At 41.0% G+C, this 15,281-nt stretch carries 17 protein-coding genes; 12 read left to right on the forward strand and 5 right to left on the reverse strand.

The features are described 5' to 3' along the window. Positions 1-275 precede the first annotated feature (275 nt). Entirely contained in the window at positions 276-515 is a 240-nt protein-coding gene (locus PHAL_RS0112120; protein ID WP_016708680.1) for a helix-turn-helix domain-containing protein, read from the forward strand. Positions 516-599: 84 nt separating this feature from the next. On the opposite strand, the gene PHAL_RS0112125 is transcribed toward PHAL_RS0112120, so the two are convergent. The 4 genes from PHAL_RS0112125 to PHAL_RS0112140 are packed head-to-tail and all read right to left on the reverse strand — an operon-like array spanning position 600 to position 4,354. Further along, on the reverse strand, positions 600-1,979 hold the full coding sequence (locus PHAL_RS0112125) for an AmpG family muropeptide MFS transporter (protein WP_016708681.1): 1,380 nt from the start codon (positions 1,977-1,979) through the stop codon (positions 600-602). Positions 1,980-2,025: 46 nt separating this feature from the next. After that, entirely contained in the window at positions 2,026-2,646 is a 621-nt protein-coding gene (locus PHAL_RS0112130) for a peptidylprolyl isomerase (RefSeq protein WP_016708682.1), read from the reverse strand. 2 nt (positions 2,647-2,648) lie between these two features. Further along, entirely contained in the window at positions 2,649-3,203 is a 555-nt protein-coding gene (locus tag PHAL_RS0112135) for a YajG family lipoprotein (protein ID WP_016708683.1), read from the reverse strand. A gap of 2 nt (positions 3,204-3,205) precedes the next feature. Continuing rightward, a complete protein-coding gene (locus tag PHAL_RS0112140) occupies positions 3,206-4,354 on the reverse strand; it encodes a methyltransferase (RefSeq protein ID WP_016708684.1) in 1,149 nt (382 codons plus the stop codon). A gap of 43 nt (positions 4,355-4,397) precedes the next feature. Here PHAL_RS0112140 and PHAL_RS0112145 point away from each other — a divergent pair, with 43 nt between their 5' ends. The 11 genes from PHAL_RS0112145 to nqrM all read left to right on the forward strand — a co-directional run bounded on the left by PHAL_RS0112145 (position 4,398) and on the right by nqrM (position 14,245). Then, positions 4,398-4,997 (forward strand): alpha-ketoglutarate-dependent dioxygenase AlkB family protein, encoded by a 600-nt coding sequence (locus PHAL_RS0112145; protein WP_016708685.1) that lies wholly within the window; start codon positions 4,398-4,400, stop codon positions 4,995-4,997. Positions 4,998-5,057: 60 nt separating this feature from the next. Continuing rightward, positions 5,058-5,369 (forward strand): BolA family protein, encoded by a 312-nt coding sequence (locus tag PHAL_RS0112150; RefSeq protein WP_016708686.1) that lies wholly within the window; start codon positions 5,058-5,060, stop codon positions 5,367-5,369. A 100-nt stretch (positions 5,370-5,469) separates the two neighbouring features. Further along, entirely contained in the window at positions 5,470-6,663 is a 1,194-nt protein-coding gene (gene fabV, locus PHAL_RS0112155; RefSeq protein ID WP_016708687.1) for an enoyl-ACP reductase FabV, read from the forward strand. Between the two features lie 368 nt (positions 6,664-7,031). Continuing rightward, entirely contained in the window at positions 7,032-8,375 is a 1,344-nt protein-coding gene (locus PHAL_RS0112160; protein WP_029216129.1) for a Na(+)-translocating NADH-quinone reductase subunit A, read from the forward strand. A gap of 4 nt (positions 8,376-8,379) precedes the next feature. Beyond that, positions 8,380-9,582, forward strand: coding sequence for an NADH:ubiquinone reductase (Na(+)-transporting) subunit B (locus PHAL_RS0112165; RefSeq protein WP_016708689.1), 1,203 nt, complete (start codon positions 8,380-8,382; stop codon positions 9,580-9,582). After that, a complete protein-coding gene (locus tag PHAL_RS0112170) occupies positions 9,575-10,324 on the forward strand; it encodes a Na(+)-translocating NADH-quinone reductase subunit C (protein ID WP_016708690.1) in 750 nt (249 codons plus the stop codon). The genes PHAL_RS0112165 and PHAL_RS0112170 overlap by 8 nt, the downstream gene beginning before the upstream one ends. Beyond that, positions 10,324-10,956 carry an NADH:ubiquinone reductase (Na(+)-transporting) subunit D gene (locus tag PHAL_RS0112175; protein ID WP_016708691.1) on the forward strand — a complete coding sequence of 211 codons (633 nt, stop codon included), beginning with the start codon at positions 10,324-10,326 and terminating at the stop codon, positions 10,954-10,956. Before PHAL_RS0112170 ends, PHAL_RS0112175 begins: the two co-directional genes overlap by 1 nt. A gap of 10 nt (positions 10,957-10,966) precedes the next feature. Then, positions 10,967-11,575, forward strand: a complete 609-nt coding sequence (nqrE, locus tag PHAL_RS0112180; protein ID WP_016708692.1) for an NADH:ubiquinone reductase (Na(+)-transporting) subunit E — start codon at positions 10,967-10,969, stop codon at positions 11,573-11,575. 19 nt (positions 11,576-11,594) lie between these two features. Beyond that, positions 11,595-12,824, forward strand: a complete 1,230-nt coding sequence (gene nqrF, locus PHAL_RS0112185) for an NADH:ubiquinone reductase (Na(+)-transporting) subunit F (protein ID WP_016708693.1) — start codon at positions 11,595-11,597, stop codon at positions 12,822-12,824. A gap of 94 nt (positions 12,825-12,918) precedes the next feature. Then, positions 12,919-13,950 carry an FAD:protein FMN transferase gene (locus PHAL_RS0112190; protein ID WP_016708694.1) on the forward strand — a complete coding sequence of 344 codons (1,032 nt, stop codon included), beginning with the start codon at positions 12,919-12,921 and terminating at the stop codon, positions 13,948-13,950. An 82-nt stretch (positions 13,951-14,032) separates the two neighbouring features. Then, positions 14,033-14,245 carry a (Na+)-NQR maturation NqrM gene (nqrM, locus tag PHAL_RS0112195; RefSeq protein WP_016708695.1) on the forward strand — a complete coding sequence of 71 codons (213 nt, stop codon included), beginning with the start codon at positions 14,033-14,035 and terminating at the stop codon, positions 14,243-14,245. A gap of 65 nt (positions 14,246-14,310) precedes the next feature. On the opposite strand, the gene PHAL_RS23045 is transcribed toward nqrM, so the two are convergent. Further along, the gene (locus tag PHAL_RS23045; RefSeq protein WP_016708696.1) at positions 14,311-15,216 is read right to left on the reverse strand and encodes a hypothetical protein; all 906 of its coding nucleotides are present in this window, start codon (positions 15,214-15,216) and stop codon (positions 14,311-14,313) included. Between the last annotated feature and the right edge of the window lie 65 nt (positions 15,217-15,281).

The following is a 15,281-nucleotide window of genomic DNA, read 5'->3' on the forward strand; positions in this document are numbered from 1 at the left end:
TAATTTTAAAGTTAAAAATAATTTATCGTAAAAAGGGTTCATTTCAATAATTTATTTGTTACATTAAAGAGGAACTAAAATTAGACTATTAACTTTAATGTTTGTTTTACAATAAAGTTAATAGCCTATAATAGCAATTACCCGTAACGGGTAATTGCTAGAAATTAGTTATTTCACATGGTTGTGAATAGTATATAATGTATCCAAGAGTGAGACGGGCAAACTTTCACTCTTAATTAATTAAACTTTAAATCATCTAGTAGGAGATGTTTTTTATGATGGGTAAAACAGTTTCTTCTGAAGAAAACTCAAAACTAACCAAATGGCTTAAAACTAAGCGTCATGAGAAAGGTCATACAATGCGTAGCCTTGCTCAAGTACTTGGTACACCGCATTCATTCATTGGTAAAATTGAAAACCAAGAGCGCCGTTTAGACGTGATTGAATTTCTACGTTATTGTGATGCGCTAGAAGTCGACCCGTATGAAGGTTTAGGCTTATTAAAAGAAGACTAATAATTAGTTTTTTTAGCAAGCGCAGGGAAGCGCTTTCATCAATAATTTATTCCCCCATTAATTACTTTCTCCCTTTTCAAAACTTTATTTACTGCCGTGATAGCTACTTTCTAATGCATACAACCGGTGACGAATTAGATATAAAAATATCAATGATGGCAATACCATTAAAGCAGTTAAAATAAAGAACAGCGACCAATTACCACTAAGCCAATCATCAATCACTACACCACTATAACTTGATAGTAATGTTCGTCCTAAATTCCCTAATGATGCTAACAATGCATAATGTGTTGCACTAAATGCTCGATCGCAAAGCATTGATATAAATGCCACCATAGCCACTAACGACCATGCTTGAGTAAAACCGTCTACAACAATCGCCATTGCATATAAATGCTCTTGTGGTCCGGCTAATGCTATCCATGAAAACATTAGATTAGATGCCGCCATTGCCACACCACTGATAAATAACCCTTTTACGATGCCGTATTTATGATTAAAAATACTGCCTAAAAATGCAAACACGATGGTAATTAAACCAGTTCCCAGCTTTGAGTAATTGGCTATTTGTGTATTAGTAAAACCAACCTCTTTATAAAATACAATCGACATACGGGCTAAAAATGCTTCGCCAATTTTAAATAAGAATATAAAGGCCAGTAGGGCGAGTGCAGTTTTAACCCCGTTACGGGCGAAGAAGGTTTTAAATGGGTCGAACACCGTCACCGCGAGCCATGCGGCCAGCTTAGTTAACTGTGTTTGCTTACCAAGAGATAGTTTTTGTTGGTAAATACGCTCTAACTCAGCGTGCACAGCTTCTCGATTTGATTTAGGCTCTTTTGCCCAAAACACGCAGCTCATTAGCAGCAGCATGATCATTGCTAAAAAGTAATACACTTGTGGCCAATCAATGTTTGGCATATCCGCCATATAAAAGGGGATAGCGCCCAGTAGCGCATAGCCGCTCCACCAACCTGAAGTGGCCATAGCAGCGGCTGCGGTCGCTTTGTGGCTTTCGTTTTCATCTAAGGTATCAATACGAAACGCATCAATTGCGATATCTTGGGTAGCGGAGGCGATAGCAATGAGTAAACATAAAGCAGCAGCGACGCCTAAATGAGCGGTGATATCGAGTCCCGCCAATAAAACCACACCAAGTAAAATAAAGCTTTGGCAAAGCAGTATCCAACTACGGCGTTGACCAAGCCAATTATAAAGCAGGGGAAGTTTGATACGGTCAACCAGAGGGGACCATAAAAAGTTTATACTGTACGCACCAAAAACAATGCCGAATAATCCGATCATACTACGGCTTAAGCCTTCATCTTTGAGCCAAGCTGACATTACTGAGCCAATTAATACCCAAGGAAAACCACTGCTCATGCCAAAGATAAACACATTAATAAGGCGTTTATCTTTAAAGTAAGAAAAATATTCTGCTATCGACAAGTTTTTAGTCATAACGCCTTCAATGGCAAAGAGAGCGACTCGCTCTCTTTATTAATAATTATAATGGAGTTGGCTCTAATACCGTCATATTTAAAATGACAACGGGAGTTTTAGGTACGAAGTCATAACCAATTTTCTCGTTAAATCCAGTTTCGACCTGCATGATTTTATCAAGCGTCTCATAACCTTCCATTACCATGCCAAAAACAGCAAAGCCCCAATCTTTGCCTGGGTTTAGATGGTCGTTATCATCCATATTAAAGAAGAACTGGCGAGTGCCAGAATGTGGTTGGCGGTCTTGGTAGGCCATAGCAATACTATACATATCATTTTTTGAACCATTGCCACTTTCGTTAAAGATTGGTTCGCCTTCGTACACACCATCATACTCCTTGTCGTAGCCACCACCTTGAATAACAAAGTCACGATCGTTTTCTACATCACGCTCTACACGATGAAACACAGTGCCTTTGTAGCTACCATCCATAACGTAAGTTAGAAAATTATTGACGGTGATAGGAGCTTTTGAGCGATCCATTTCAATGACTATTTTCCCCATCGTGGTGGTGATTTCTACACGAGGAAACATATTGTTTTTCTGAACAAAGCGTCCTTCGGTTGCTGCTATCAATGGTTGGCTCAACAGTAATAAAACCGCTAATAAAAATACACGTTTCATGATTAACCTTCTAAAAATGCAAGTAATTCAGGGTCTGATACCATGCGGGTTATTAGTTGCTCAGTCAACTTATTAAGTTGACCTTCAATTTTTGCTCGATCATGGCCAAGCGGTCCTTCAAGGCTGGCATTACCTCGGTAGATTTTACTAAAGTTACTGCTGCTACGGATCACCCGTACGCCAAGTTCAATTTTTGCATCGCTAGTGTGGGTAACCAGCTTTTCTGTCACGACAGCTTGTAAGGTATGAATATCAACTTCAAAGCGTGTGGTTGCTAAGTTTGAAATACTGGCGCCATTTCGGCTAAGTGCGCTATCTAGGGCACTTTTAATTGATTCTGTTAGCCCTTGACTGGCAATGGTTTGCGTTTTATCTGAAGTAATTAATTTTAAAGTGGCAGGATCACCACGTAAATCAATCACACTCGTATTTAAGCTTTGGCTAATAGAGCTGAGCTTGCCGCCCTGATAAACCGGATTCAAGATCATTTGATTCGGTTGGCTAGTACAGGCCGACAGTGCTAATAAAGCACAGCTAGGTAAAATGTATTTCATCATGGTTATAACATCCCATTATTTTTAGTCGCACTTAATACTACAAATTTTTTATTTGAACCAAGTAACTTACAGTTGCCAAACATGCGTTTTAGTTTGTCATGGTAGTCTAGGTGGCGATTACCAATAATACGTAATTCACCGCCATTTTTTAAGGTACCTTTGGCTTGTTTGAACATTTGCCATGCAATGTGATCGGTCACCGCTTGTGCTTGGTGGAAAGGTGGATTACATAGCACCATATCTACACTTTCGCGCTCAAACCCAGTTAAACAGTCATTTTCAATAAATGAACACTGTTCGAACTTATCTTCCATATTGAGTTCTATGTTTAACCGTGCTGATTCAACAGCCATATAGGACTCATCTACAAAGGTGACCTCAGCGTTTGGACAGCGCGCGAGCGTCATTAACCCCACCACACCATTGCCACAACCTAGATCAATTATGCTTTTGGCTTTACTGGTTTGTGGTAAGTAATTAAAAAAGAACCGCGCACCAATATCTAGAGAATCACGAGAAAATACATTGGCATGATTACTAATGGTAAAGTCGCTGCCTTCAAGTGGCCAACTGACAGGAAAATCTGCGGCTTTATAGCCACCTTCTGCGTGGCTAATAATAAGGCGCGATTTTTTAACGGCTAAACTGGTTTTAGTTTCACCTATAAACTGCTCAAATGCTTTAATCGTCGAGTTGTGTACATCTTTGGTTTTAGCTGCCCCGATTACCGCTGTGCCGGGGGCTAATACTTCACTGAGCTCTGAGAGTTGGTATTGTAAAAAAGCTAATGTGCGTGGCACTTTTAAAATCACCAAATCAACCTGCTCAGGCAAAGCAGATAAGCTATCAAGCTGACTAAAAGCTGTAGTCGCAATTTTATTCTCAGCTAAATTGTAAGCAGCAGCTTGGTGGCTAATATATGAATCATTCACTGAACAAACCGTTAACTGCTGTTTGCTAAAATAACAGGACAAAGCACCAAAGCTGTCGTTTAAGATCAGCAAAGAGCGACAATCGGGATAATGTTCAGTAACATAGTCAATTAGATATTCGTCAGCAGAATCCCAAGCTTGTAAGCTGCGGTTTTTTTGATCTAACGGAAAACGTTCAAGAGTAAAGGTTGTATCGCCGAGCTGTGCTTGCGTGGTCATAATAGTTTAATGATCGGTAATCAATTGATAGGTAAATTCTAACATGCAACGGCAAAAGGCCAACCCCCATATGTTACCAAATGGCTTTTCTTATCAAAGAAGCGCATTGAGCGCACAAAAAAGCCTCGATTTATTTTATCATCTGCAGCAAAATTTAAATTGGCAGCAACCCAATACCACCGTTTATGGGCGAACAGGCCCAATCCCACGGTTGCAATGTTTTATTAGTGATAACCTGGTTGAATATGGTTACTCACACAGTAAGTTAGTGGTTGAGCCTTGGCCTAGGGTGTTATTAGCCATGCGAAAACGATTGGAACGCCATTTACAACAACCGTTTAATTCTTTGTTGGTCAACTATTACCGCGATGGCAATGACACTATGGGTTGGCACAGTGATGATGAAATTGAACTCGGACCAAAGCCAACGATTGTCTGTATCTCTTTAGGTGCAGAGCGGGTGTTAAAACTAAAACATAAGGCCAGTAATAAAGTAACTGATTTATTACTTCACAGTGGCAGTTGTTTAGTGATGCATGGTGACAGCCAGCGGGATTACCAACACGCAATTGCAAAGCAAACAACGTTAGCTCACCCTCGTATAAGTTTGACATTCAGGTATATTTTACCAAAACCCAGCTAGCCAATTTACAAACTTAGTTGTTATAGTATGGCCCTCATTAGTTATGGATCGGCCCTTTATATGTCAATGCAGCAGCAGATACAAAGCAAAATAGCAGACGCGATTGCTTGCAAGCACCTTAATGTCATTAATGAAAGTCATATGCATAGTCGCGGTGAAGAGTCGCACTTTAAAGTGATTGTTGTTAGCGAAGAGTTTAGCGGCAAACGTTTATTGCAACGCCATCGACAAATTAACGAAATATTAAAAAATGAGCTTGCAAATCATATTCATGCATTAGCAATTCATACCTTTACCCCTGAAGAATTTAGTGAGCAAAGTGGTCAGGTTGCTGATTCACCTACCTGTTTGGGTGGTTCTAAATTAGATTAACGGCCAGGTTTGATTGGGCATAACACTCATCAGACCTGTATTTTTACAATTAGCCTTTAAACTAGCGCTAATTTTTATTGAGATAGATATAGGATGATCAATGGTCATTAAGCCTAAAATTCGCGGTTTCATCTGTACAAATGCCCACCCAGTAGGCTGTGCAGAGCACGTACAAGAACAAATTAACTATGTAAAACAACAAGGCGAGCTAAAAAATGCGCCTAAAAATGTACTAGTTATCGGTGCTTCTACAGGTTATGGCCTTGCATCGCGCATTACTGCTGCGTTTGGTGGTGGTGCTAAAACCTTAGGTATCTTTTTTGAAAAAGAAGGCACTGAGCGTAAAACCGGTTCTGCGGGTTGGTATAACACTGCAGCGTTTCAAAATGCGGCCGACGAAGCTGGGCTTTGGTCTAAGAATATCAATGGCGATGCGTTCTCAAACGAAATCAAGCAAAAAACGATTGAAACAATCAAAGCTGATTTAGGTAAAGTTGATTTAGTGATCTACAGCTTGGCATCACCGCGCCGTACTGATCCAAATACAGGTGAAACATATTCTTCTACGCTTAAGCCAATTGGCAACTCTGTGACGACGAAAAACCTGAATACGTCAAAGCGTGAAATAGATGAAATAACTGTCGAGGCGGCAAGCCAAGAAGATATCGATAACACCATCAAAGTAATGGGTGGTGAAGATTGGGAAATGTGGATAGACGCTTTAAAAGAAGCAGGCGTTCTAGCTGACAACTTCAAAACTACCGCTTATACCTATATTGGTAAAGAGCTGACATGGCCAATTTACGGTCATGCGACGATCGGTAAAGCAAAAGAAGATTTAGACCGTGCAACGGTTGCTATTAAAGAGTCGACTAAGTCATTAAATGGTGAAGCATACGTTTCGTCACTTAACGCAGTAGTAACACAAGCAAGCTCTGCTATACCTATTATGCCACTTTATATCTCTGCTTTATTCAAAGTAATGAAAGCCGATGGCACTTATGAAGGGACGATTGAGCAAATTCACGCGTTATTCACTGAGAACTTATATGGTGATTCTCCACGTTTTGATGACGGCGGTCATTTATTCCAAAACTACAAAGAACTGGAAGATGACGTGCAAGCACGTATCCAGACTGTGTGGGACTCAGTTACTACTGAAACAATTGACGAATTAACGGATTATGTGGGTTACCATAATGAGTTTTTACGTTTATTTGGTTTTGGTATTGACTCGGTTGATTATGAGCAAGAGGTTGATGCCGTTGCTCCGATTGCCAATTTGATTGATTAATCAACAATTGATTGTTTAAAAGTCGCTACGGCGACTTTTTTTATGATCAATCTTTTTTTCTGTATTTTTGCTTAATTTCTCTCCTTGCTCGCGAGCAATAGCACTTTGGTCTATATTGAATTTTATTCAAATGCGGCGATTGAGCTAAATAACCACATCTGTCGTATAAATTTCATATTTACACTCGCATAGTAGTCACGATTAATGTTAAAATTCGGGCAATATATGTGAGGAGTTTAACTGCGTTGCTTGTTTTGAGATTAAAACAGGTAGTTCTTTGATATCTTGAATTTAGCTTGAGTAGTCACAAAGGCGACGTGGTTGGTACGATTTTTCAGTTTCTTTCCGTTAATGTAGTGCAAGTGCGTATGATCAACATAAAAAAAGGTCTGGACTTACCCATAGAGGGCGCACCTCAGCAAGTTATTCATGATGGCTCTGCCGTCAAACGTGTAGCTGTGCTAGGTGAAGAGTTTATTGGTATGCGTCCAACCATGCATGTTCGTGTGGATGACCAAGTTAAAAAAGGCCAGGTACTTTTTGAAGACAAAAAGAACCCAGGTGTATTATTTACTGCCCCAGCTGCTGGTACAGTAAAAGAAATTAATCGTGGTGCAAAACGTGTGCTGCAATCTGTCGTTATTGAAGTAAATGGCAGTGAGCAAATCACCTTTGACTCTTTCTCAGCTGAGCAACTTTCGAGCCTCGACCGTGAAAAAGCCAAAGAAGTACTTATTCAGTCAGGTCAATGGACGGCGCTTCGTGCTCGCCCATTTAGCAAAGTTGCGGCTGTGGATGCAAATCCTAGCTCTATCTTTGTGACCGCAATCGACACTAACCCTCTTGCTGCAGATCCTGCGGTAATTATTGCTGAAAATGCGCAAGCATTTGAAGCGGGTTTAGCTGTGGTTTCGCGTTTAACTGACGGTAAAGTATTTGTTTGTAAACAAGCAGGTAGCCAAGTACCTAGTTCATCAATCCCTCAAGTAGAAGTGCATGAGTTTGGTGGCGTACATCCGGCTGGCCTTGTTGGCACACATATCCATCACTTAGACCCAGTCTCTGCAAGCAAGCAAGTTTGGCATATTGGTTACCAAGATGTTATTGCCTTTGGTCACTTATTCCTAACGGGTGAAATTAGCACTGATCGTGTGGTTTCGCTTGCTGGTCCTCGTGTTAAAAACCCGCGTTTAGTGAAAACTCAACTAGGTGCAGCGCTTGATGATTTAGTTGCCGGTGAGCTAGAAGACGGTGATAACCGTGTTATTTCTGGTTCTGTTTTATCAGGTGCTATTTCGCAAGGTCCTCAAGCATTCTTAGGTCGCTACCATGTTCAAGTATCAGTATTACTTGAAGGTCGTGAAAAAGAATTGTTTGGTTGGATTGCTCCAGGTACAGACAAATTCTCTGTAACACGTACATTCTTATCTCACCTTACACCGAGTCGTTTATTTAAAATGACGACGTCAACAGGTGGTTCAAAACGTGCCATGGTACCAATTGGTAGCTATGAGCGTGTAATGCCTTTAGATATTTTACCAACGCTTTTATTACGTGACTTAATTGCACGTGATTTAGACGGTGCTATTGCTTTAGGTGCGCTTGAACTTGATGAAGAAGATTTAGCGTTATGTACCTTCGTTTGTCCAGGTAAATACGAGTATGGTTCAATCCTACGCGATTGCTTGACTACGATCGAGAAGGAAGGCTAGAGAGATGGGTTTAAAGAAATTTCTAGAAGATATCGAGCCGCATTTTGAAGCCGGTGGTAAACATGAAAAGTGGTATGCACTGTATGAAGCAGCGGCAACTATTTTTTATACCCCGGGTTATGTAAATAAAGGCAAAACACACGTTCGTGATAACATCGACCTAAAACGTATGATGATTTTAGTGTGGATGGCGACATTCCCTGCGATGTTTTTTGGTATGTTCAATATCGGTCATCAGGCCGCGGGTGCTTTAGCACAAGGTTTTGAACTAGCAAACTCTTGGCAAGTAGGTTTATTTCAGTTATTTGGCGGTGAATTAACGGCTGAATCTGGATGGGGCGCAAAAATGTTCTACGGAGCATGTTTCTTCTTACCAATCTACGCAGTAACCTTTGCGGTAGGTGGTTTTTGGGAAGTATTGTTTGCCTCTGTACGTAAGCATGAAGTTAACGAAGGCTTCTTCGTAACCTCTGTATTATTTGCATTGATCCTACCAGCAACTATTCCACTATGGCAGGTTGCATTAGGTATTACATTCGGTGTTGTTATTGCTAAAGAAATCTTTGGTGGTACTGGCCGTAACTTCTTAAACCCTGCTTTAGCGGGCCGTGCGTTCTTATTCTTCGCATACCCAGCGCAAATTTCAGGTGACACAGTATGGACAGCAGTAGATTCGTTCTCTGGTGCAACTATGCTAGGTCAAGCGTTTGTTGGTTCACTAGATTACAGCAACATGGAGCTATGGTGGAATGCGTTTTACGGTTTCATTCAAGGTTCAGTAGGTGAAACATCGACTCTTGCATTGTTAATCGGTGGCTTGTTCTTAATCTACGTGCGAATTGCGTCTTGGCGTATCGTGCTAGGTGTATTCTTGGGTATGGTTGCAACTGCATTCTTATTAAATGCAATTGGCTCAGAGACTAACCCAGTGTTTGCAATGCCTTGGCATTGGCACTTAGTACTAGGTGGTTTTGCTTTTGGTATGTTCTTCATGGCGACAGATCCAGTATCTGCTGCTTTTACCGACAAAGCAAAATTCGCATACGGTGCATTAATCGGCTTTATGGTAGTGATGATCCGCGTAGTAAACCCTGCTTTCCCAGAAGGTATGATGCTAGCGATTTTATTTGCTAACTTATTTGCGCCATTATTTGATCACTTTGTAGTGCAAGCTAATATCAAGCGGAGGTTGGCACGTAATGTCTAGTAATAACGAATCAATCGGCAAAACGCTAACCGTTGTTGTTGCACTATGTTTAGTGTGCGCAATCATCGTATCGTTTGCTTCAGTTCAGCTTCGCCCTTTACAGCAAGCTAACAAAACGCAAGATATTCAAAAGAATATCTTAGCTGCAGCGGGTATTGATGCTGTTGAAAATATCTCTGATACGTTCAACGCAAAAATCGAAGCGCGCGTGGTAAACATGCAAACAGGTGAGTTTGTTGAAACTGACCCTAACTCATTTGACTTTGAAAAAAGCAAATTTGACCAAAAAATTAGTTTTGCATTAAAAGCAGAAGGCATCAAAGACATCGCTGGTATTCAGCGCATGACTAAAGAGTCACCTGTTTATATCTCGAAAAAAGCTGACGGTTCTACAGACGCTATCATTTTACCAATCCAAGGTTACGGCCTTTGGGGTGTAATGTATGGTTTCTTAGCGCTAGAAAGCGATGGCGAAACAGTTAAAGATATTAACTTTTATAAGCACAATGAAACACCGGGTCTAGGTGGTGAAATTCAAAACCCACAATGGACAGCAACATGGGGTGGTAAAGAGTTACCAGTTGATGTTGTAAAAAGTGGCGCTAAAAATGATCATCAAATTGATGGCCTTTCAGGTGCAACTTTAACGTCTAACGGTGTTGATCACGCAGTTGATTTTTGGACTGGTGAAAACGGCTTTGGTCCTTTCCTTGAGAAAGTGCGTAAAGGAGCGTTGAAATAATGGCTGATACTAAAGAAATGAAGTCGGTCCTATTTGGACCGGTACTGGCAAATAACCCGATCGCGTTACAAGTACTTGGTATTTGTTCTGCGCTTGCGGTAACGTCGAGCTTAAAAAATGCGTTAATCATGTCAATTGCGTTGACTTTGGTAACAGCATTCTCAAGCTTCTTTATCTCAATTATTCGTAACCAGATCCCGTCATCAGTGCGTATCATCGTGCAAATGACCATCATTGCGTCGCTAGTAATCGTTGTTGACCAAGTACTTCAGGCTTTCTCTTATGCTACGGCTAAAGAGTTGTCGGTATTCGTTGGTCTAATCATTACTAACTGTATCGTAATGGGTCGTGCAGAAGCGTATGCGATGAAGTCACCGCCGCTTATGTCGTTCCTTGATGGTATCGGTAATGGCTTAGGTTACTCAGTAGTGTTACTTACTGTTGGCTTTATTCGTGAACTATTTGGTAAAGGCACATTGTTTGGTGCTGAAATCATCCCTCTTGTACAAGATGGCGGTTGGTATCAGCCTATGGGTCTATTGATTTTACCTCCTAGTGCGTTCTTCATCATTGGTTTATTCATATGGGTACTTCGTACTTATAAGAAAGACCAAGTAGAAGCGAAAGGGTAAGGGGTAGATAGTGGAACATTATATTAGTTTATTCGTAAAAGCGGTTTTCATTGAAAACTTAGCTTTAGCCTTCTTCTTAGGTATGTGTACTTTCCTTGCTGTATCAAAGAAAGTAACAACGTCTATCGGCCTAGGTGTGGCAGTTATCGTGGTATTGGGTATCTCTGTACCGGTAAATAACTTGGTTTATCATGCGGTTCTTGCACCGGGTGCATTAGAATGGCTTGGTTATCCTGAAGCGGATCTTAGCTTCTTACGTTTCTTGACTTTCATTGGTGTAATTGCAGCACTAGTACAAATTCTTGAAATGGCATTAGATAAGTTCTTCCCTGCACTATATAACGCGTTAGGTATCTTCCTACCATTGATCACAGTTAACTGTGCAATCTTTGGTGCGGTATCTTTCATGGTAGAGCGTAACTATAACTTCGGCGAGTCTGTGGTTTATGGTATCGGTTCTGGTGTAGGTTGGGCGCTAGCAATTACATTACTTGCTGGTATTCGTGAAAAAATGAAATATTCAGACGTGCCAGATGGCCTACGTGGTTTAGGTATTACCTTCATCACAGTTGGTTTAATGGGTCTTGGCTTTATGTCATTCTCTGGTATTTCACTTTAATAGGTAGCGAGGATAAATCATGAGTTATGAGATTTTCTTAGGCGTTGGTGTTTTCATCGCTATCGTTGTACTACTAGTTTTAGTCATCATTGGTGCTAAATCTAAGTTAGTTGCAAGCGGTGACATCATCATCGGCATTAATGGCGACCCAGATAAAGCCATTAAAACATCAGCAGGTAGCAAGCTTTTAGGTGCGCTATCTGAATCAGGTATCTTCGTATCATCTGCATGTGGTGGCGGTGGCTCTTGTGGTCAGTGTCGTGTACACATTAAAGAAGGTGGTGGTGATATCCTACCAACAGAACTTGATCACATTTCTAAAGGTGAAGCCCGTGAAGGCTGTCGTTTAGCGTGTCAGGTAAATGTTAAAAACGACATGGAAATTGAACTAGAAGAGTCAATTTTCGGTGTTAAAAAATGGGATTGTGAAGTTATCTCTAACGATAACAAAGCAACGTTCATTAAAGAACTTAAGCTACAAATTCCTGATGGTGAATCAGTACCGTTCCGTGCCGGTGGTTATATTCAAATTGAAGCCCCTGCGCACCACGTTAAATACGCTGATTTCGATGTACCAGAAGAGTACCGTGGCGACTGGAACCATTTTGGTTTCTTCAAGCTGGAGTCAAAAGTAGACGAAGAAACAATTCGTGCTTACTCAATGGCTAACTACCCAGAAGAAGAAGGCATCATCATGCTTAACGTGCGTATCGCTACGCCGCCACCAAGAGATTTAAGCTTACCTTGTGGTAAAATGTCATCGTACATTTGGTCACTTAAAGAAGGTGATAAAGTAACTATCTCTGGTCCATTTGGTGAATTCTTTGCCAAAGACACTGACGCTGAAATGGTATTCGTAGGTGGTGGTGCTGGTATGGCGCCAATGCGTTCACATATCTTTGACCAGCTTAAGCGCCTAAACTCTAAGCGTAAGATGAGCTTCTGGTATGGTGCGCGTTCTAAACGTGAAATGTTCTACGTAGAAGATTTTGACGGCTTAGCGGCTGAAAATGATAACTTCGTATGGCATACAGCACTTTCAGATCCGCAGCCTGAAGATAACTGGGAAGGCTATACTGGCTTTATCCATAACGTGTTATTTGAGAACTATCTTAAAGATCACGAAGCGCCGGAAGATTGTGAGTTCTACATGTGTGGTCCTCCAATGATGAACGCCGCTGTTATCAATATGTTGAAAGACTTAGGTGTTGAAGACGAAAATATCTTACTAGATGATTTCGGTGGTTAATACCAAAACTAAATAAAATTAGTTAAAATACTAGCCCCGTAACAATAGCTGTTACGGGGCTTTTCTATATTCTAACTTAACTAAGTAGGCTGCAATGAATAGAGTATTTCATCCACAAGGCATCATTGCCTTATTCTTCCTTACCCTCACTTTACTCATTAGTGGCTGTGGCCAGAGCGATGAACCACAAGAGCTTTACCTTGAAGGTAAAACGATGGGGACGACCTATCACATAAAGGTGTTTGCCAAGCAAGACAAGTTAGACGCATTGAACTTACAGCCAGAGATCACTCAGCTACTTAAAGATATTAATCAATCAATGTCGACCTATATACCCGATTCTGAGATCAATACATTTAATCGCCTCGCTGCGGAGCAAGTGATGCCAATTAGTAACGATTTTAGAGCGGTTGTTAGTGAGTCTATCCGTCTTGGCGAATCAACAAAAACCCTTGATGTAACTATGGGCCCATTAATTGATTTATGGGGTTTTGGCCCTGATAAAAAACCAACAAAACGTCCAACCGACTCAGAGTTATCAGCGATGATTGCACAAATTGGCGTTGATAAATTAATACTGACTGAGCAAGGATTAGCAAAAACAATCGATGGTTTGGAGCTGTCGTTTTCAGCTACTGCAAAAGGCTATGGCATAGATAAAGTGGCTGAGTTATTAGAAAGTCACGATTTATCTAATTACATGGTTGAGATTGGCGGTGAATTAAGAGTTGCCGGTAAAAAACCTCATGATCAAGATTGGCGCATCGCGATAGAGCAGCCGGATACAGAGCCTGGGGTGCGTAAAGTACATCGCGTTTTAGCGCCGGGTAATAATGGTATTGCCACATCTGGTGATTACCGTATTTTTTATGAAATGGAAGGGGTTACTTACAGTCATTTAATTGATCCAGCAACTGGGATGCCGAGTCGCCATGATTTAGTGTCGGTGACTGTACTACATCCATCCGCGATGACTGCTGACGGCCTTGCAACAGCGCTAACGGTAATGGGAATGGATAAAGCTAAGGCTTATGCTGAAAAATATGATTTACCCGTGTACTTAATTGGCAAATCAGATGATGGTTTAGTGACCTATTCTAGCCCAGCATTCAAACCCTATTTGTAGACAAGCGCAAAGCGGTTTATAATACACGCAGCTTGATGACTAGCATCAAGCATTTTTATTGCTGAACAATAGGGGCTAAGCAATGTCACTTTTTCTTCTTACTTTTGGTTTATTGATTTTAATCGTTGCAGCAATGGCTGTAGGCATGATAGTGCAAAAGAAGTCTATGGCTAGTAGTTGTGGCGGTTTAGGCTCTGTTGGTATCGATAAGGCCTGTGATTGCGACGATCCATGCGATAAACGCAAAAAGCGTATGGCCAAAGAGCAAGTTTGGAAAGAAAACCAAATTTTATAATTTATCTCTGACTGAAAATTTAAGTTTAGGTTAGTAAAAAGCGCCAGGTGGGCGCTTTTTTGCGTTTACAATTTAATTAATTGCTCTCCTAGCACGGCATATTTGGCAGTACCTTGTTCACGTAATATAAAAGCCGCAGCGCCATGGCGAGTAGGCATAGCTGAAAGCGTATTGGCACATTGATAGCTTAACCAGTCACTTTGGTTGTTGATTAGTGTTAAATCACCAGAAAAACAGCTGTAGCCTTGTACTAATAGTTGACGATACTTCTCCGTTGTAAGGTCTAATGGCTTTGCTAGTGGGTAAGCTTTACCTGCATCAAAGCTGAGTGTGTGGGCATCTAGCTGGGTAAACCCCTGTCGAATACTGCTTATATCTCCCAGCTCATTGATTTGTGGGTAGCGTCCTTTAGCGTTAATCGCAATATCAGTAACGTAGCTGCCTTGTGGGCTGAGAATCGTCACATCATTGATGAGTAAATCTACCCATGCATCCTTAACATTAAACGGGATTGCTTGGTAGGTTGCTATTTCTTGTTGTTGCCACTTGTCAGATATCAGCTCATCAATCATTTGTACATACAGCATCCGATTGATTTTGCGAGCAACCTGCCGGTTTGGATCATGAGGGTAGGCGCCAGATTCTATCAGTATGGTACTGATCCCCATTTCAGAAAACGTATCACCAAAACTTCGGTATGAGTAGCTATCATTATACTTTGCTAAGTGATTGGGAACCTCTTGTTCAATCAGTTTACTTAGTTGCGCAATTAATTTCATGGCATTGCCACGGCTTAGGTTAATTTCACGTTGCTGATTATATGCAGGAGCTAAAACAGATATGGTTGCAGGGAGGCCTTTTTCACCTGCACCGTAATAAGCGTTTTGGTCATGAAGATTAAAGCCAAAGTCTGGCTTAAAACTTTTCGCCGCAGCCATTAAAAGCTGGCCTTCAGGCGTTCTCAGCTGCATATTCTCCCTAGCTTTGATCACCCAATGGCATTAACTTTGATCGCTTATTCTCATTAAGCTTTGAT

The organism is Pseudoalteromonas haloplanktis ATCC 14393, assembly GCF_000238355.1.
Taxonomy (GTDB): Bacteria; Pseudomonadota; Gammaproteobacteria; order Enterobacterales; family Alteromonadaceae; genus Pseudoalteromonas; species Pseudoalteromonas haloplanktis.